At 70.7% G+C, this 17,321-nt stretch carries 13 protein-coding genes and 1 tRNA gene; 8 read left to right on the forward strand and 6 right to left on the reverse strand.

The window, feature by feature from the left end; genetic code table 11:
• Window positions 1-37: 37 nt before the first annotated feature.
• Window positions 38-110 (reverse strand) — tRNA-Lys (locus tag ACX80F_RS02735).
• Between the two features lie 160 nt (window positions 111-270).
• On the opposite strand from ACX80F_RS02735, the gene ACX80F_RS02740 reads away from it, so the two are divergent.
• Entirely contained in the window at window positions 271-1,239 is a 969-nt protein-coding gene (locus ACX80F_RS02740; RefSeq protein WP_459334839.1) for a 2-hydroxyacid dehydrogenase, read from the forward strand.
• Window positions 1,240-1,274: 35 nt separating this feature from the next.
• On the opposite strand, the gene ACX80F_RS02745 is transcribed toward ACX80F_RS02740, so the two are convergent.
• Entirely contained in the window at window positions 1,275-1,730 is a 456-nt protein-coding gene (locus ACX80F_RS02745; RefSeq protein WP_459334840.1) for a hypothetical protein, read from the reverse strand.
• A gap of 232 nt (window positions 1,731-1,962) precedes the next feature.
• Between ACX80F_RS02745 and ilvD the strand changes: the two genes are divergently transcribed.
• From ilvD to metG, 7 genes are all read left to right on the forward strand, one after another.
• Entirely contained in the window at window positions 1,963-3,666 is a 1,704-nt protein-coding gene (gene ilvD / locus ACX80F_RS02750; protein ID WP_459334841.1) for a dihydroxy-acid dehydratase, read from the forward strand.
• 350 nt (window positions 3,667-4,016) lie between these two features.
• Window positions 4,017-5,897, forward strand: coding sequence for an acetolactate synthase large subunit (locus ACX80F_RS02755; RefSeq protein ID WP_459334842.1), 1,881 nt, complete (start codon window positions 4,017-4,019; stop codon window positions 5,895-5,897).
• A gap of 2 nt (window positions 5,898-5,899) precedes the next feature.
• Window positions 5,900-6,412 (forward strand): acetolactate synthase small subunit, encoded by a 513-nt coding sequence (gene ilvN / locus ACX80F_RS02760; protein WP_459334843.1) that lies wholly within the window; start codon window positions 5,900-5,902, stop codon window positions 6,410-6,412.
• A gap of 56 nt (window positions 6,413-6,468) precedes the next feature.
• Window positions 6,469-7,494, forward strand: coding sequence for a ketol-acid reductoisomerase (gene ilvC, locus ACX80F_RS02765; RefSeq protein WP_459334844.1), 1,026 nt, complete (start codon window positions 6,469-6,471; stop codon window positions 7,492-7,494).
• Window positions 7,495-7,619: 125 nt separating this feature from the next.
• Entirely contained in the window at window positions 7,620-9,209 is a 1,590-nt protein-coding gene (gene serA, locus ACX80F_RS02770; protein ID WP_459334845.1) for a phosphoglycerate dehydrogenase, read from the forward strand.
• Between the two features lie 26 nt (window positions 9,210-9,235).
• Window positions 9,236-10,165, forward strand: a complete 930-nt coding sequence (locus ACX80F_RS02775; RefSeq protein ID WP_459334846.1) for an acetamidase/formamidase family protein — start codon at window positions 9,236-9,238, stop codon at window positions 10,163-10,165.
• Between the two features lie 59 nt (window positions 10,166-10,224).
• Window positions 10,225-11,799 carry a methionine--tRNA ligase gene (gene metG, locus ACX80F_RS02780; protein WP_459334847.1) on the forward strand — a complete coding sequence of 525 codons (1,575 nt, stop codon included), beginning with the start codon at window positions 10,225-10,227 and terminating at the stop codon, window positions 11,797-11,799.
• Window positions 11,800-11,828: 29 nt separating this feature from the next.
• Here metG and ACX80F_RS02785 read toward each other — a convergent pair whose 3' ends face one another.
• The 4 genes from ACX80F_RS02785 to ACX80F_RS02800 all read right to left on the reverse strand — a co-directional run bounded on the left by ACX80F_RS02785 (window position 11,829) and on the right by ACX80F_RS02800 (window position 17,206).
• A complete protein-coding gene (locus ACX80F_RS02785) occupies window positions 11,829-12,368 on the reverse strand; it encodes a hypothetical protein (RefSeq protein WP_459334848.1) in 540 nt (179 codons plus the stop codon).
• A gap of 139 nt (window positions 12,369-12,507) precedes the next feature.
• Window positions 12,508-13,779 (reverse strand): histidine kinase dimerization/phospho-acceptor domain-containing protein, encoded by a 1,272-nt coding sequence (locus ACX80F_RS02790; protein WP_459334849.1) that lies wholly within the window; start codon window positions 13,777-13,779, stop codon window positions 12,508-12,510.
• Window positions 13,780-13,857: 78 nt separating this feature from the next.
• A complete protein-coding gene (locus ACX80F_RS02795; RefSeq protein WP_459334850.1) occupies window positions 13,858-16,428 on the reverse strand; it encodes an ABC transporter permease in 2,571 nt (856 codons plus the stop codon).
• 1 nt (window position 16,429) lies between these two features.
• Complete coding sequence (locus ACX80F_RS02800) at window positions 16,430-17,206, reverse strand: ABC transporter ATP-binding protein (RefSeq protein WP_459334851.1); 777 nt, start codon at window positions 17,204-17,206, stop codon at window positions 16,430-16,432.
• Window positions 17,207-17,321 lie beyond the last annotated feature (115 nt).

Genomic DNA, 17,321 nt, shown 5'->3' on the forward strand with positions numbered 1-17,321 from the left:
CCCCAGGCGGCGAGACCTGAAGGGCGGGGCTTCGATGTGCACCCCCCGGGACTTGAACCCGGAACCCATTGATTAAGAGTCAATTGCTCTGCCAATTGAGCTAGAGGTGCGTGGCGTTTTCCCGGCTTCTTCGTGCCGTCCGGGTCATCCGCAACAGCATGAAACTCTACCAGCACTTCGACCGAAACCTGAAACCGGCGGCTCGACGCCGCCCCGCCGGGTTCATGAGCGCCGGACGTCCCCGCCCCGGGGCGGCGCTAGGCTGACGCCATGACGACCCCTGCCGCCGCCACACCCCCGACCGTCCGCACCCTGGGTGTCCCGTCCGCGGACCTGCGCGACGCCCTGTCCGGCGTCTCGCCCGACGTCGACGTGGTGCTGTGGGACTTCGAGACCCCGCCCGAGGGCTGCGATCCGGCGGCGCTCGACGCCGTCGTCCTCCCGTACACGGGCCGCGCCCACCTCGACGGGGCGCTCGACGCCGCCGTGAACCTCGCGCTCGTACACACCCAGTCCACGGGCTACGACGGCGTGGCGGACCTCGTGGGTCCCGGCGTCGCCATCGCCACGGCCGCGGGCGTCCACGCGGCGGCCACGGCCGAGCTCGCCGTCGGGCTCGCCCTCGCGTCGCTGCGGGGGATCGACGACGCCGTGCGGCAGCAGGCCGAGGGCCGCTGGCGCAGCGCACGCTATCCGGGCCTCGCGGACCGGCGGGTCCTGCTGGTGGGTGTCGGCGGGATCGGCGAGGAGATCCGCCGGCGGCTCGCCCCGTTCGAGACGACGGTCACGCGCGTCGGCAGCTCGGCGCGCGACGACGCCCTGGGGCACGTCCACGGCAGCGACGAACTCGTCCGGCTCGCGCCCGGGCACGACGTCGTGATCGTGATCACACCGCTCACGGACGCCACCCGCGGACTGATCGGTGCGGACGTTCTCGCAGCGCTGCCCGACGGCGCACTCGTCGTCAACGTGGCCCGCGGCGCCGTCGTCGACACCGACGCACTGACCCGCGAGGTGGTGGCGGGTAGGCTCCGCGCGGCGATCGACGTCGTCGACCCGGAGCCGCTGCCGGAGGGGCACCCGCTGTGGAGCGCGCCGGGGGCGATCATCACACCGCACGTCGGCGGCAACACCGACGCGTTCCCGCCGCGGATCCTCGCGCTGCTCCGCCGCCAGGTGGAACTGCTCGGCCGGGGCGCGGAGCCCGCGAACCTCGTACGGCGCGGCCCCTGGGGCTGACCGGCGCGGTGTCCGGGCCGGTCCGGGGGGGCCGCTCAGGCCATCCGGATGAAAGCCTCCATGAACGCCGTGAAGTCCGTGACGTCCTCGTGCTGGGCCAGGTGCAGGGCCGTGCCGGGGCCGACGTCGAGCACCGGCGCCGACGTCACGCCGAACCGGAAGATGCGCCCGGTGCTGGTGCCCACCTCGAAGCTGCCGTCCTCGTCCCACTGCAGGGCGTGCGCGAGGTTGGTCATGTTGACCTCCGCCGGCACGCCGGCGCCCGTGATGCCGGTGAGGTCCACCGGGGCGATCATCAACTCGGCCGGTTTCCACCGGTAGCCCACCACGTAGGCCGTCCGGGCGCTGGGCGCGGCCGCCTGCACCGCGAACACGAGGTTGTAGTCGCCGTAGTTCGGGATCTGCGAGTCGAAGACCCGGCGCAGGGCGTTCTTGAGGCCCTGTCCGCCGTCGAGCGGTCGGCTGGGGGAGGAGGGCTCTTCGGGGGTCATATCACGGCCATTGCGGTAGGAGGCGGTCGGACTCGTAACCCTCACGGGGCTGCTGGCGGGCGCCCGGCGGACTGTCGATCCGCCCGCGAAGTCCACACTGTACCGGAGGACGCCCCGCCGGGACGAGGCGCCGCACGCCCCGCCGGGCCCTCCGCTCCCGGGGCGGCCGGCGACTGTAACAGGCCGGTCACATGGCGAAACGCACGTGCAGTACGGGCCTAGACTCTCCATCATGAGCGCGGACACCACCCCAGACATCAAGCCCAGAAGCCGCATCGTCACCGACGGCATCCACGCGGCGCCGGCCCGCGGCATGCTTCGTGCGGTGGGGATGGGTGACGACGACTTCGCCAAGCCGCAGGTCGGCGTCGCGAGCTCCTGGAACGAGATCACCCCGTGCAACCTGTCCCTCAACCGCCTGGCGGAGGGCGCGAAGGAAGGTGTCCGTGCGGCCGGCGGGTTCCCCATGCAGTTCGGCACCATCTCCGTATCCGACGGCATCTCGATGGGTCACGAGGGCATGCACTTCTCGCTCGTCTCGCGGGAAGTCATCGCCGACTCGGTCGAGACCGTCATGCAGGCCGAGCGCATCGACGGGTCCGTGCTCCTCGCGGGCTGCGACAAGTCCCTGCCGGGCATGCTCATGGCCGCGGCCCGCCTCGATCTCGCCTCCGTCTTCCTGTACGCGGGCACCATCATGCCGGGCTTCGCGAAGCTCGAGGACGGCACCGAGAAGGAAGTCACCCTGATCGACGCCTTCGAGGCCGTGGGAGCCTGTGCTGCAGGCACGATGAGCCTCAAGGACCTCGACAGCATCGAGCGCGCCGTCTGTCCCGGGGAGGGCGCGTGCGGCGGTATGTACACCGCCAACACCATGGCCTGCATCGGCGAGGCCCTCGGGATGTCACTGCCCGGGTCCGCAGCCCCTCCCTCGGTCGATCGCCGACGCGACGCATTCGCGCAGAAGTCCGGCGAAGCCGTCGTGAACCTCCTGCGCCTCGGCATCACGGCGCGCGACATCATGACGAAGAAGGCCTTCGAGAACGCCATCGCCGTCACCATGGCCTTCGGCGGTTCGACGAACGCCGTCCTGCACCTCCTCGCGATCGCCCGCGAGGCCGAGGTGGACCTCACGCTCGATGACTTCAGCCGCATCGGTGACACGATCCCGCACCTGGGCGACCTCAAGCCGTTCGGGCGCTACGTGATGTTCGACGTCGACAAGGTGGGCGGGGTGCCGGTGATCATGAAGGCACTGCTCGACGCCGGGCTGCTGCACGGGGACTGCCTGACCGTCACCGGCAAGACGCTCGCGGAGAACCTCGCGGACATCAACCCGCCGGACCTCGACGGCAAGATCCTCCGCGCACTCGACAACCCGCTGCACAAGACCGGCGGCATCACCATCCTGCACGGGTCCCTCGCGCCCGAGGGTGCCGTGGTGAAGAGCGCGGGCTTCGACGCGGACGTCTTCGAGGGCACCGCCCGCGTGTTCGAGCGCGAGCAGGGCGCCCTCGATGCGCTCGACGCGGGCCGGATCCACGCCGGGGACGTCGTCGTCATCCGCTACGAGGGTCCCAAGGGCGGACCCGGAATGCGCGAGATGCTCGCCATCACCGGCGCCATCAAGGGGGCCGGGCTCGGCAAGGACGTGCTCCTCCTGACCGACGGACGCTTCTCCGGCGGCACCACCGGCCTGTGCATCGGGCACGTGGCGCCGGAGGCGGTCGACGGCGGTCCCATCGCCTTCGTGCGCGACGGCGACCGCATCCGCGTGGACATCGCCGCGAAGAGCTTCGACCTCCTCGTCGACGAGGCGGAACTCCAGGAGCGACGCGTGGGCTGGGAGCCCCTTCCCGCCCGCTACACCAAGGGTGTTCTGGCGAAGTACGCGAAGCTCGTCCACTCGGCCTCGCAGGGTGCCTACTGCGGCTGAGGTTCTGCCCGCCGGGGGATACGACCTCCCGGCGGGCTCCCGGTCCTCCAGGGTTAGTGTCCACTAACTGGACTGCATGTCCATAACGTGAGACGGGAGGAGTACCGTTTGACACCCTTTCACGGGGGCGAGGAAACTACAGGTATGCAGCCCGAACCCGTAGTCGTCATTCTTATACAGCGCGTGGCCTGAAGCCCGTCCGGTAGACGACTGCAGTCACGCGCAACCCCTCGCAGAGCCCACAAGGCCGAGGGGTTTTTTTGTTGACACGACCTGTCAGCAGGAGAAGTGCGCGGAAGCCCGCAGTCACAGCTGCAGCAGTGCAGCGAACGTTCCAAAGGAAGTCCGAGATGTCCAAGGGATCGCCCATCAGCCCGGCGCTGATGGCAGCAAGGCCAGCACCTCCCGCAGCACCTGCTCGTGAGTCGGCACCCGTCGCTCCGGCGAGCTCCGTCCGCGGCCCCAACCGGATCGTGGCCCCCACCGAGATGCTCGGATCGGCGGCGATCGTCCGGTCCCTCGAGGAACTCGGCGTCGACGACGTCTTCGGTCTTCCCGGCGGGGCCATCCTCCCGACCTACGATCCCCTCCTGGCGTCCACGAAGCTCCGGCACATCCTCGTGCGGCACGAGCAGGGGGCCGGCCACGCGGCCCAGGGCTACGCCATGGTCACCGGCCGTCCCGGCGTGTGCATCGCGACCTCGGGTCCCGGAGCCACCAATCTCGTGACCGCCATCGCGGACGCGCACATGGACTCCGTGCCCATGGTCGCCATCACCGGGCAGGTCTCGAGCGCCTTCATCGGCTCGGACGCCTTCCAGGAGGCGGACATCGTCGGCATCACCATGCCGATCACCAAGCACTCCTACCTCGTCACCGACGCCCAGGACATCCCGCGTGTGCTCGCCGAGGCGTTCCACATCGCGACGACGGGACGCCCGGGCCCCGTGCTCGTGGACATCGCCAAGGACGCCCAGCAGGCGTCGATGAGCTTCTCCTGGCCCCCCCGGATCGACCTCCCCGGCTACCGGCCCGTGCTGCGCGGGCACGCCAAGCAGGTCCGCGAGGCGGCACGGCTCATCAGCGAATCGCACCGTCCGGTCTTCTACGTCGGCGGCGGCGTGGTCAAGGCCCACGCCTCCCAGGAACTGCTGGAGCTCGCCGAGCTCGTCGGCGCCCCGGTGGTCACCACCCTCATGGCCCGCGGCGTCTTCCCCGACTCCCACCAGCAGCACGTGGGCATGCCGGGCATGCACGGCTCGGTCTCGGCCGTCACCGCGCTGCAGCAGGCGGATCTGCTGATCACGCTCGGCGCCCGGTTCGACGACCGCGTGACCGGAGTGCTCGCCAGCTTCGCGCCCCACGCGAAGGTGATCCACGCGGACATCGACCCCGCCGAGATCTCCAAGAACCGTGCCGCCGACGTGCCGATCGTCGGTTCGGTGAAGGAGATCATCCCGGAGCTGACCGCCGCCGTCCGCGAGGCCTTCGCAGCGCAGGAACGCCCGGACATCTCGGCCTGGTGGACCACCATCGACCACCTGCGCGAGACCTACCCGGTGGGCTTCACGCAGCCCGACGACGGCCTGTCGGCGCCGCAGCAGGTCATCAAGCGCATCGGCGAGCTCACGGGGCCCGAGGGCGTCTTCGTCTCCGGGGTGGGCCAGCATCAGATGTGGGCCGCGCAGTTCATCCAGTACGAGCGACCGCACGCCTGGCTCAACTCCGGCGGCCTCGGCACCATGGGCTACTCGGTCCCCGCGGCCATGGGCGCCAAGGTGGGCGATCCGGACCGCGTGGTCTGGGCCATCGACGGTGACGGGTGCTTCCAGATGACCAACCAGGAACTGGCCACCTGCGTCATCAACAACATCCCCATCAAGGTCGCGGTCATCAACAACTCCTCGCTCGGCATGGTCCGGCAGTGGCAGACCCTCTTCTACGAGGGCCGGTACTCGAACACGGATCTCAACACCGGCCACGACACCGTCCGCGTGCCCGACTTCGTGAAGCTCGCCGACGCGTACGGCTGCGTGGGCCTGCGCTGCGAGCGGGACGAGGACATCGACGCCACCATCCAGCAGGCGCTGGCGATCAACGACCGCCCCGTCGTCATCGACTTCGTGGTCAGCCGTGACTCCATGGTGTGGCCGATGGTGCCGTCCGGCGTCAGCAACGACCTCATCCAGATCGCCCGCAACATGACCCCGACCTGGGAACAGGAGGACTGACCATGGCACGCCATACCCTGTCCGTGCTCGTCGAGGACGTCCCGGGCGTCCTGACCCGTGTCGCGAGCCTGTTCGCCCGGCGCGCGTTCAACATCAACTCCCTCGCCGTCGGACCGACCGAGGTCGCGGGCATGTCCCGCATCACCGTCGTGGTGGACGCCGAGGGTGACCTCCTCGAGCAGGTCACCAAGCAGCTGAACAAGCTCATCAATGTCATCAAGATCGTCGAACTGACCACGGAGCAGTCGGTGCAGCGCGACCACGTCCTGATCAAGGTCAGGGCCGACGCCGCCACGCGCCTCCAGGTGACGCAGGCCGCCGACCTGTTCCGGGCATCCGTCGTCGACGTGTCGATCGACTCGCTGATCATCGAGGCGACGGGGACGGCCGAGAAGCTCTCGGCGCTCCTGTCGGTGCTCGAACCGTTCGGCGTCCGCGAGATCGTGCAGTCGGGCACGCTCGCGATCGGCCGTGGCGCCAAATCGATGAGTGACCGCGCGCTGCGCAGCGCCTGACCGACCTCTTCCGAACTTCCCAGTACCGCTCTACCGAACCCAAGGAGAAAATACCCGTGACCGAGATGTTCTATGACGACGACGCAGACCTTTCCATCATCCAGGGCCGCACCGTGGCCGTCATCGGCTACGGCAGCCAGGGCCACGCCCACGCGCTGAGCCTGCGGGACTCCGGCGTCGACGTGCGCGTCGGACTGAAGGAGGGCTCCGCGTCGCGCGCCAAGGCCGAGGCCGAGGGCCTCCGGGTGCTCTCCGTCGCCGACGCGACCGCCGAAGCGGACCTCATCATGGTCCTCACCCCGGACCAGGTGCAGCGGCACGTGTACAAGGACGACATCGCGCCGAACCTGCAGGCCGGCGACGCCCTGTTCTTCGGCCACGGCTTCAACATCCGCTACGGCTACATCCAGCCGCCGTCCGACGTCGACGTCGCCCTCGTGGCGCCCAAGGGTCCCGGGCACATCGTCCGGCGTGAATTCGAGGCCGGCCGCGGCGTCCCCGACCTCATCGCCGTCGAGCAGGACGCTTCCGGCAAGGCCCGCGACCTGGCCCTGTCCTACGCCAAGGCGATCGGCGGCACCCGCGCCGGCGTCATCGAGACCACCTTCACCGAGGAGACCGAGACGGATCTCTTCGGTGAGCAGGCCGTGCTGTGCGGCGGCGCCTCGCAGCTCATCCAGTACGGGTTCGAGACGCTGACCGAGGCCGGATACAAGCCGGAGGTCGCGTACTTCGAGGTGCTGCACGAGCTCAAGCTCATCGTGGACCTCATGGTCGAGGGCGGTATCGCCAAGCAGCGCTGGAGCGTCTCCGACACCGCCGAGTACGGCGACTACGTCTCCGGCCCCCGCGTGATCACCCCCGAGGTCAAGGAGAACATGAAGGCCGTCCTCGCCGACATCCAGAACGGTGCGTTCGCCAAGCGGTTCATCGACGACCAGGACGCCGGTGCACCCGAGTTCACCGCTCTCCGCAAGAAGGGCGAGGACCACCCGATCGAGAGCACGGGCCGCGAGCTCCGCAAGCTCTTCTCCTGGATCAAGACGAACGACGATTACACCGAGGGCTCCGTCGCGCGCTAGCCCCCCGACCCCGGCAGGACACGTGTTCGATGCTCAGCGACGAGCAGGTGTCCTGCCGGAGCCGTGTCCGCCCCGGGGCGGACAGCCCGCTCCGTCCGAACCCCCGCTCACCCGAAGGAACCCCAGTGACCAAGCCCGTCGTCCTCCTCGCCGAAGAACTCTCGCCCGCCACCGTCGAAGCGCTGGGCCCGGACTTCGAGATCCGCAGCACCGACGGCGCCGACCGCTCCCAGCTCCTCGGTGCGCTGGCCGACGTGGAGGCCGTACTCGTGCGCTCCGCCACGCAGATGGACGCGGAGGCCATCCGGGCCGCACCGAGGCTGAAGGTCATCGCCCGTGCGGGCGTGGGCCTCGACAACGTGGACATCAAGGCCGCGACGCAGGCCGGCGTCATGGTCGTGAACGCCCCGACGTCGAACATCATCTCCGCCGCCGAACTCACCGTCGGCCATATCCTGAGCCTCGCGCGCAACATCCCGCAGGCCAGCGCCGCTCTCAAGGCGGGAGAGTGGAAGCGCTCGAAGTACGCGGGCACCGAGCTGTACGAGAAGACCATCGGCATCATCGGCCTCGGCCGGATCGGCGCCCTCGTCGCCGCCCGCCTCCAGGGGTTCGGCACGCAGATCCTCGCCTTCGACCCCTACGTGACGTCCGCCCGTGCCGCACAGCTCGGGGTGCGCCTGGTGCCCCTCGAGGAGCTGCTGCGCGAATCGGACTTCGTCACCATCCACATGCCCAAGACGCCCGAGACCGTCGGGATGCTCGGCGCCGAGGCCTTCGCCCTCATGAAGGACACCGCGTACGTCGTCAACGTGGCCCGTGGCGGCCTCGTGGACGAGGAGGCACTCCACACCGCGCTGGAGCAGGGGCAGATCGCCGGCGCCGGCGTCGACGTCTTCGTGCAGGAGCCCAGCACCGACCTCCCGTTCTTCGCACACGACAGCGTCGTGGTGACCCCGCACCTCGGGGCGTCCACCGAGGAGGCCCAGGAGAAGGCGGGGATCTCCGTCGCGAAGTCGGTGCGGCTCGCTCTCGCCGGGGAGCTCGTGCCCGACGCCGTCAACGTGGCCGGCGGCGTGATCGACGAGGCGGTGCGCCCGGGCATCCCGCTGATGGAAAAGCTGGGCCGGATCTTCACGGCCCTCACGCACGACTCCCTCACCCAGATCGACATCGTCGTCGCGGGCGAGATCGCGTCCCTCGACGTCAAGGCCCTGGAGCTCGCCGCCCTCAAGGGCGTCTTCACCGACGTCGTCTCCGAGCAGGTGTCCTACGTCAACGCACCCGTCCTGGCCGAGCAGCGCGGCATCACCTCCCGTCTCATCACCACCGCCGAGTCAGAGGAGTACCGCAACGTGCTCACCCTCCGCGGGGCGCTCTCCGACGGCAGCCAGATCTCCGTGGCCGGGACGCTCACCGGACCCAAGCAGGTGGAGAAGCTCGTCGGCGTCAACGGCTACGACCTCGAGATCCCCATCAGCGAGCACCTGCTCGTGCTCCTCTACACCGACCGCCCCGGCGTCATCGGCACGCTCGGCCGCCTCTTGGGCGAGCGGGACGTCAACATCGCCGGCATGCAGGTGGCCCGGAGCAAGGAGGGCGGCCAGGCGCTGTCCCTCCTCACCGTGGACAGTGCGGTGCCGCAGGACGTCCTGGACGCCATCCGGACCGAGATCGGCGCCACCGTGGCGCGGGAAGTGGACCTGCAGGACTGAGCGCCGGCAGCAGCGGGAGGCCACGCATGACCGAGCACCATCTACCGGCGACGCAGGCGACCGCCACGCAGGTCCTGTCCCGGGACACCCCGCCCGTACTGCGGGTCGAGCCCGGCGACCGCATCGTGGTCGAGTCCCTCGACGCCTCCGGGCACCTCGAACGGCAGGCGACGCCGGGAGCGGTGACGCCCTACCGGTTCCCGGACCGACGCGGCCACGCCCTCAGCGGGCCCATCCATGTCTCCGGCGCAGAGCCCGGCGACGTCCTCGCAGTCCGCTTCGACGCGCTCGACCCTGCGGACTGGGGGTGGACGGTAGCCGGGCGGCAGGACGACGACCTCGCGCGGAGCCTCGGCCTGGAGGGGACGAACCCGGCCTGGCTGCTCTGGGACCTCGACCGGGACGCCGGGACGGGCACGAACCAGTACGGGCACGTGGTGCGCCTGGCACCGTTCCTCGGCGTCGTCGGGCTGCCGCCCGCCGAACCGGGCGAGCACTCGACCACCCCTCCGCGCGCGGCCGGCGGCGGGAACATCGACTGCCGCGAGCTGACGGCCGGTTCCACCCTCTTCCTCCCGGTGACCGTGACCGGCGCCCTGCTGCACCTCGGCGACGGGCACGCGGCCCAGGGCGACGGCGAGGTGGGCGGAACGGCCATCGAATGCGGCATGACGACGACGCTTACCCTCGACGTCTTGCGCGACGCGCCCGTCCCGGGCATCCACGCCGTGACACCGACGTCGCGCATCACCTTCGGCTTCGACGAGGACCTCAACCGGGCGTCCTCGGAGGCCCTCGGCGCCATGCTCACCTGGCTGCAGCAGCTGCACGGGCTGGAGCGGAAGGCAGCGCTGGCCCTCGCCAGCGCCGTCGTCGACCTCCGGGTCACGCAGATCGCGAACCGGACGTGGGGCGTCCACGCGGTGCTCGGGCTCGACGCCGTCGGTACCGGCTGAGGCCCCCGGCCATGCTGCACGCTTGGGCAAATGCGGTCCGCGCGGGGTAATTTCATAGGGTGACTCCCGCACCCGACGAGAAGCCCTCGTTCTACATCACCACGGCCATCTCCTACCCGAACGGCGTACCGCACATCGGCCACGCCTACGAGACGATCGCCGTGGACGCCATGGCACGCTTCAAGCGGCTCGACGGGTACGACGTCATGTACCTGACGGGCACCGACGAGCACGGCCTGAAGATGCAGCAGGCGGCGGACAGGGAAGGCGTCCCCGTCCGCGACCTCGCGACGCGCAACGCGCTGGCGTTCCGGGACATGAACGACGTCGTCGGCACCTCCTACGACCGCTTCATCCGCACCACGGACGAGGACCACTACGCCGCTGCCGCCGCGATCTGGCAGCGGATGGAATCCAACGGGGACATCTACCTCGACAAGTACGCGGGCTGGTACTCGGTCCGCGACGAGGCGTTCTGGGGCGAGGACGAGACGGAGGTCCGCGAGGACGGCGTGCGATACGCGAAGGAGACGGACACCGAGGTCACCTGGACCGAGGAGGAGAGCTACTTCTTCCGGCTCTCGGCCTACCAGCAGAAGCTGCTGGACCTGTACGAGGCGCAGCCGGAGTTCGGCGCACCCCAGTCCCGCTTCAACGAGGTCATCTCCTTCGTGCGCCGCGGCCTCGAGGACCTGTCCATCAGCCGCACCACCTTCGACTGGGGCGTGCCCGTGCCCGGCAATCCCCGCCACGTCATGTACGTCTGGGTCGATGCGCTCACCAACTACCTGACCGGCGTGGGCTTCCCCGACACCGCGTCGGAGCGTTTCCGGAAGTTCTGGCCCGCGGACGTCCACGTGATCGGCAAGGACATCTCCCGCTTCCATGCCATCTACTGGCCGGCCTTCCTCCTGTCCGCCGGGCTCGAGGTCCCGAAGCGCGTCATGATCCACGGCTTCCTGCACAACAAGGGCGTCAAGATGTCCAAGTCGCTCGGCAACACCGTCGCGCCGGCGGACTGGGTGGAGCAGTACGGACTGGACCAGGTGCGCTTCTTCCTGCTCCGGGAGGTGCCGTTCGGTGCGGACGGTTCCTACAGCCACGAGGCCGTGGTGGGACGCATGAACTCCGACCTCGCCAACAACTTCGGGAACCTCGCGCAGCGGTCGCTGTCGATGGTCGCGAAGAACTGCGGCGGCGCTGTCCCGCGACCGGGGGTGTTCACCCCCGCCGACACGGAGATCCTCGACCGGGCGCACGCCCTGCTGGAGGTCAGCCGTGCCGCCTACGGCACACAGGAGTTCTCCCGCGCCCTCGAGGCCGTCTGGACCGTCCTCGGCGAGACGAACGCGTACTTCGCGGACCAGCAGCCGTGGGTCCTGCGGAAGACCGATCCGGAGCGCATGGCCACCGTGCTCTACGTGACGCTGGAGGTGCTCCGCGTGGTTGCCATCCTCGCCCAGCCGGTCATGCCCACCAGCGCGGGGCGGATCCTCACGGCCCTCGGCCAGGGGGAGACGAGCGACGACGCCCGGCGCCTCTTCGGCGCGCTGGACGAGCGGATCGAGCCGGGGACGGCCCTGCCCGCGCCGACGCCGGTGTTCCCCAAGTACGAGGAGCCCGTTCCCGCCTGACCGGCGACCCCCCGGAAGCTCCGAACGGCCTAGTGGACCAGGAACCGGGCCCGGGCCGTCTCGGTCATGACCCGGGCCACGGAGTCCTGCTGTTCCCGGGAGGCGGCCAGGAGGCGTTCGAGGGCGTCGCGGTCGAAGCCCGGACGCCCGGGCCCTGCCGTCGTCCCCGGCGGCAGGGCGAGGAGCGTGGACCAGAGCGCCTCCTTGCCCTTGAGCAGGGCCTGGAGGGCTTCGAGTTCCAGTTGCGCCCCGGTAGTCGCCTTGCGGCGCAGGGGGTTCAGGGGATCGAACTCGGCGACCACGGACGCGATCCGCGCGAAGCCCATCTTGATGCGGCTGGGACGGTGGCCCAGGCTCTTGATGAGCTTCTTGAGGTACGTCCGCTCCTCACCGATCTCCTTGCGCATCCGGGTGAACTCGGCCTCGTGCGGAGTGCCCGCCCAGGAGACCCGCGCCGCGCTGAACAGCCGGACGCCGTTCGTCGCACCGGCGAGGTGGAGGTCCAGGTAGGGCAGGAGGGTCTCGAGGTCCAGCCGGGCCCCCGGGACGCCGTGCGTGGCGCTCGTCATGCGTGTTCCTTCCATCGGATGTCAGCACCTCACCCTACGGCAGCGTGTTCCGGCAGAGGAAGCGTGCTGGTGCCGGCCCTCCCGGCATCGATGACGGACTCGGTCGTGATACTCCCGCGGCGTACCCGGACGGTCCTCTTCACGGTTCGTCCAGAGGAACATCACTGAGGAGGTGCACCAGGTCCTCCGGCCCGCGCCCGGGCGCGTCCGATCCCCGGGAGGAGCGCGCGGAGATGTCCTCGATGAGTCCGCTCAGCTTGGCCGTGTTGCGCTCGACGGCCTGCAGCATGGTGCTCGCCGCCGGCGGCAGATCGCCGCCGGCGCCGTCGAGGATCATCTCGAGGTACCCGGCGATCGAGGCGAGCGGGGTGCGCAGTTCGTGGTTCACGGTGCCGACGAAGTCGATCCGGGCCTGGTTGAGCGCTTCCAGCTTCCGGACGGCCTGCTGCTGGCGTGAGATGAGCTGGGCCTGGATCAGTCCGTGGGCCAGGTTCCCGAGGACGTGCTGGGTCAGGGCGGCTTCCACTCCGGACCAGGCCAGGGGCTGCTCCTCGGTCATGATCCACAGGAGGCCGAACGGGGTGTCGCCCTCACCCAGCGCAGCCACGACGCCGTGGATGGTGCGGCCCCGAGCCGCCCCCCGCAGCCACACCGGGACCGGCGCGCCGCCGGCGTCGGACACCAGGCCGGGACCGGCGCTGAAGGTGTCGGTGGCGGAGTTCTCCCAGAGGGCGAGCGCACGGGGGAGTGAGTCCTCCTGGTCCCCGCGTCGGGGAGGCGGCAGGGGCGTCCGGCTTCCCGTTGCCGGGTCGGACCAGCTGCTGCCGAGGGCGGCTGCGCGCTCGTCGTCGAAGACCTGCAGTGCCACGTGGTGTGCGCCGAGGGCGTGCCCGACGCCGGGAAGGAAGGCATCGACCATGACAGCCGGGTCGTTCGTGGCGCGGATGCGGGCGGAGATCGCCCGCATGTCCTCCCGCAGGCGGGCGGCGGACGCACGCTGTGCACCGTACCGGAGGCGTCGTGCGATCACGGCCCGCGTGCGGTGCAGCAGTTCGGCGGGGTGTACGGGTGCGAAGACCACGTCGGAGACGTAGCGGCCGAGGGCGTCCGGTACCTGCCCGCTCCAGCCCTGGGGGAGGAGGAGGATCACGGGCAGGGTCGCGAGTGCGGGGTGCCGGGTGAGGATGTCCTGCAGCGCGTCCGCGTGGGCGAGGGCCGTCGGCAGGTCCACGAGCAGGATCTCCGGCCCGGTCTCGAGGAGCTCGTCGAGTACCGACGCCCCGGGCGGGACGATGCTCGCCCGATATCCACCCTCCGTGAGCGCCCGGCACGCCGCGTCGCCGTCCGCCGCGGACACGGCGACGACGGCGTGCGCTCCGCCGTCGCTCCCTGCTGTTCCGTCCCGCTCCACGGCGTCCTCTCCGACCTCGACTGCAATCCTCTCAATATAGGGGCGGAGGAGCGGTCGGTGAGGACGCCGCGGCGGGACTCACTCGCCGGCGAGGCCGGCAACCGGGGAGAGCCGGGCTGCGCGCCGCGCGGGGAGCACGGAGGCCAGGAGGCCCGCTCCCACCGCCACCGCCAGGACGGCCGCGATCTGCCCGACCGGCACCGCCGGGCTGACGGGCGCAATCCCGCCGAGGGCGGACTGTGCGCCCAGCCAGCCGTAGAGGATTCCCAGACACGTGCCGAGCAGCGCGGCGACGCCCGCCATGAGTACGGCCTCGACGGCGAGCATCCCGCGCAGCTGACCCCTGGTCAGGCCGAGGGCGCGGAGCAGCGAGTTCTCCCGGCGTCGTTCCAGCACGGACAGGGAGAGCGTGTTGGCGACACCGATGAGCGCAATGAGCACGGCGACGGCCAGCAGCGCCGTCACGATCAGGAGCAGGACGTCGATCACCTGGTTGTACGCCGCCCGTTCCAGGGCCGCTCCCGTCACGTCGTATTCGGACACGCCCGTGGCCGCGACGATCCGCGACTGGATGTCCGTCACCGATGCCGCGTCGGCGGCGTCGTCGAGCCTGAGCCAGTACGTCGTCCCCAGATAGTCCTCGAGGGTCGCCCCCGGCGTCCGGTCCGCCGGGTCTCCGGTCATGTCCAGATAGGCGGACAGCGCTCCGTCCGGGGTACCGCCGAGGCGTTCCGCCGTAGCGGTCGTGATCAGCGGCTGGAAGTACACGGCGTCGGTGGCCGTGACGGGGAGCGTCGCGGGGCCGTCACCCCCCTCGAGCGTCACGGCGGTCTGCGTCCACGTCTGGGGCACGAGGACCATCCCGTCGGTGAGCTCGGCGCTCTCCGCGCGCAGGACGCGGGCGAGCTCCTCGGGGTCCGCCGCATAGACCACCTGCCCGCCGTCCTGCGCGTCCGTGAGCATCACCGGCGTGAGCTCGACGCCGGTCTGAACGCCGTCCACCTCGAGCAGCGTCGGGCCGTCGACGCGGGGTGGCTTTCCTCCTGGTGCGCCGGTTGCCGCTGCCGTGCCGGGCACCGAGACCGCGAGGTCGACGGCGTAGTTCTCGTCCAGCTCCCGTTCCAGCGATGTCCGGGAGCTCTGGGCGCCGGCCATCATCATGGTCACGAGGGTGACGCCGATCATCAGGGCCGCCGAGGATGCCGTGGTGCGGGCGGGGTTGCGCACGGCGTTGAGTGACGCCAGGACGCCCGGCACGCCGAGCGGGCGGGTGATCCTGCCGACGGCGGCGACACTGCGTGGCACGAAGAAGGGGGCGAGGAGCAGAACGCCGAGGAAGGAGGCGGCACCGCCCGCGACGGCCGGGACGAGGGCGACGGACACCGCGCCCAGCAGGAGCAGGCCCCCGCCCAAGAGGACCGCCACGAGACCCGCGACCAGCCGGACGCGGCCGCTCCCGGTCCCGAGGACCGGGGGCTCCACCGGTCGGAGCGCGGCGAGGGGAGCCACGCGTGTTGCCGCTCGCGCCGGGACGAGCGCGGCCAGGAGGGTCATCAGCATGCCCACGGTGATACCGGTGACGACGGCGGTCGGCGGCACGGCGAGGACTGCGAACGACCCGTACTCGGTCTGCCGGGCCAGGGCCACGAGAACGCCCATCACACCGGCGGCCAGCAGCACGCCGAGTACCGAGGACGCGGCGCCCACGATCGCGGCCTCGACGAGCACCGCGACGCGGACCTGGCGCCGCTCGGCGCCGATGCAGCGCAGGAGGGCGAGTTCGCGGGTGCGCTGGGCCACCAGGACCGAGAAGGTGTTCGAGATGACGAGCCCGGCGACGAGGACAGCTACGGCGGCGAAGGCGAGCAGGACCGCGGTGAGCACGTCGCTGCCGTCGGAGAACTCGGCGACCTCCGCGACGGTCTGCTCTGCCGCCGTCCGGACGACCAGCGGTACCTGGCCGTCCGCGGGTGCGGCGACGGCCGAGGAGACGGCGACCTGTACGTCCGCGGGATCGGCTCCGGGCATCAGGGCGAGCTGCACGTTGCGGAAGACGGTCTCGCCGTCGTTCAGTTCCCGCACCACGGTGGGGGAGGCGAGGACCTGCACCGCGCCGGCAAGGGCGGGGTCGGTGCTCGGTTCGATGAGGCCGGTTACGGTCAGTGCGTTGACCGGTGAGGTGGCGGGACCGCCGGCGTCGAGTGCCACGATGTCGCCGGGAACGACGTCGAGGCGGGCTGCGGACTCCTCGTCCAGTGCCACCTGGCCGGGGTCCGACGGGTAGGACCCCGCGGTCAGGATCGCCGTCCCGAGCCGGGACGGGGCTGGCGTGGTCAGGACGGCGAGAGACTCCTGCGAGCCCGTGCTGAGCTGACCGTAGGCGCGTTCGAGTCCGTGGACCGCGTCCACGCCGGGCAGGGCGGCGAGGTCGGCTGCCACACCGGTCGGGACGGAGCCGCCGTCCTCCGCGGTCACGACGAGGTCGGCGTTCGCGTAGGAGGCGCCGATGCTCTCCTGGAGGCTGGCCCTCGTGGTCGCGCCCACCATGAGGGTCGCGGAGAGGAACGCGACGCCGAGCATCACGGCGAGGCCGACGGCGAGGAACCGGCGCGCATGGACCCGGACCTGGGCGAGTGCCACCTGCAGCATGTCAGGCCCCCAATGCCGCGAGCGCGCCGAGGATGGCATCGGGCGTGGACTGTCCGAGCTCGCCCACCAGGGCACCGTCCCGCATGAGGACCACGCGGTCGGCATAGGACGCCGCGACCGGGTCGTGGGTGACCATGATGATGCTCTGACCCATCTCGGTGCAACTCCGCCGGAGCAGGGACAGCACCTCGGCGCCCGTCGCCGAGTCGAGGTTCCCGGTGGGCTCGTCGCCGAAGATGACGTCGGGCCTGGTCAGCAGGGCGCGGGCGACGGCCACCCGCTGCTGCTGGCCTCCGGACAGTTCGTGCGGGCGGTGGGAGAGGCGGTCACCGAGGCCCAGCGACGACGAGATCTGCTGCAGCCACGCCGTGTCCACCGTGCCGCCGGCCAGCGCGACGGGCAGCGTGATGTTCTGCTCGGCGGTGAGGGTCGGAACGAGGTTGAACGCCTGGAAGACGAAGCCGACGCGCTCACGCCGGAGGCGTGTCAGGGCGGCGTCGGGGAGCCCGGTGATCTCGGTGCCCCCGATCCAGAGCCGACCGGTGTCGATGGTGTCCAGGCCGGCCAGGCAGTGCATCAGCGTGGACTTCCCCGACCCGGAGGGCCCCATGATCGCGGTGAAGCGTTCCGGTTCGAAGTCGAGGGTGACGTCGCGGAGGGCGTGGACGGCGGTCTCGCCCCGGCCGTAGCTCTTGGACACGGCACGCGCGGCGACGGCGCCGGAGGGCGCCGTCGAGGAGCCCGGGATCGCCCCGGGGAGATTCGTCGATAAGGTCATGCCTCCACGCTAGGGACGACCGCCGGCGGGCGGATCGGTGCCAGGTCCCGGATCGAGGGAGCGGAATCTCCACCCGTGGGATGAGCCGCATGGGCACGGTCTCCACCCTGCGTCC

Source organism: Arthrobacter sp. TMS2-4, from assembly GCF_054511075.1.

What these genes read in the sequence shown, in the direction of transcription:
- ACX80F_RS02775 (WP_459334846.1), top strand. Translation starts at nt 9,236, where the DNA reads ATGACCGAGCACCATCTACCGGCGACGCAGGCGACCGCCACGCAGGTC.
- ACX80F_RS02795 (WP_459334850.1), bottom strand. Translation starts at nt 16,428, where the DNA reads ATGCTGCAGGTGGCACTCGCCCAGGTCCGGGTCCATGCGCGCCGGTTC.
- ACX80F_RS02785 (WP_459334848.1), bottom strand. Translation starts at nt 12,368, where the DNA reads ATGACGAGCGCCACGCACGGCGTCCCGGGGGCCCGGCTGGACCTCGAG.
- ilvD (WP_459334841.1), top strand. Translation starts at nt 1,963, where the DNA reads ATGAGCGCGGACACCACCCCAGACATCAAGCCCAGAAGCCGCATCGTC.
- ilvN (WP_459334843.1), top strand. Translation starts at nt 5,900, where the DNA reads ATGGCACGCCATACCCTGTCCGTGCTCGTCGAGGACGTCCCGGGCGTC.
- ACX80F_RS02745 (WP_459334840.1), bottom strand. Translation starts at nt 1,730, where the DNA reads ATGACCCCCGAAGAGCCCTCCTCCCCCAGCCGACCGCTCGACGGCGGA.
- ACX80F_RS02740 (WP_459334839.1), top strand. Translation starts at nt 271, where the DNA reads ATGACGACCCCTGCCGCCGCCACACCCCCGACCGTCCGCACCCTGGGT.
- ACX80F_RS02755 (WP_459334842.1), top strand. Translation starts at nt 4,017, where the DNA reads ATGTCCAAGGGATCGCCCATCAGCCCGGCGCTGATGGCAGCAAGGCCA.
- ACX80F_RS02800 (WP_459334851.1), bottom strand. Translation starts at nt 17,206, where the DNA reads ATGACCTTATCGACGAATCTCCCCGGGGCGATCCCGGGCTCCTCGACG.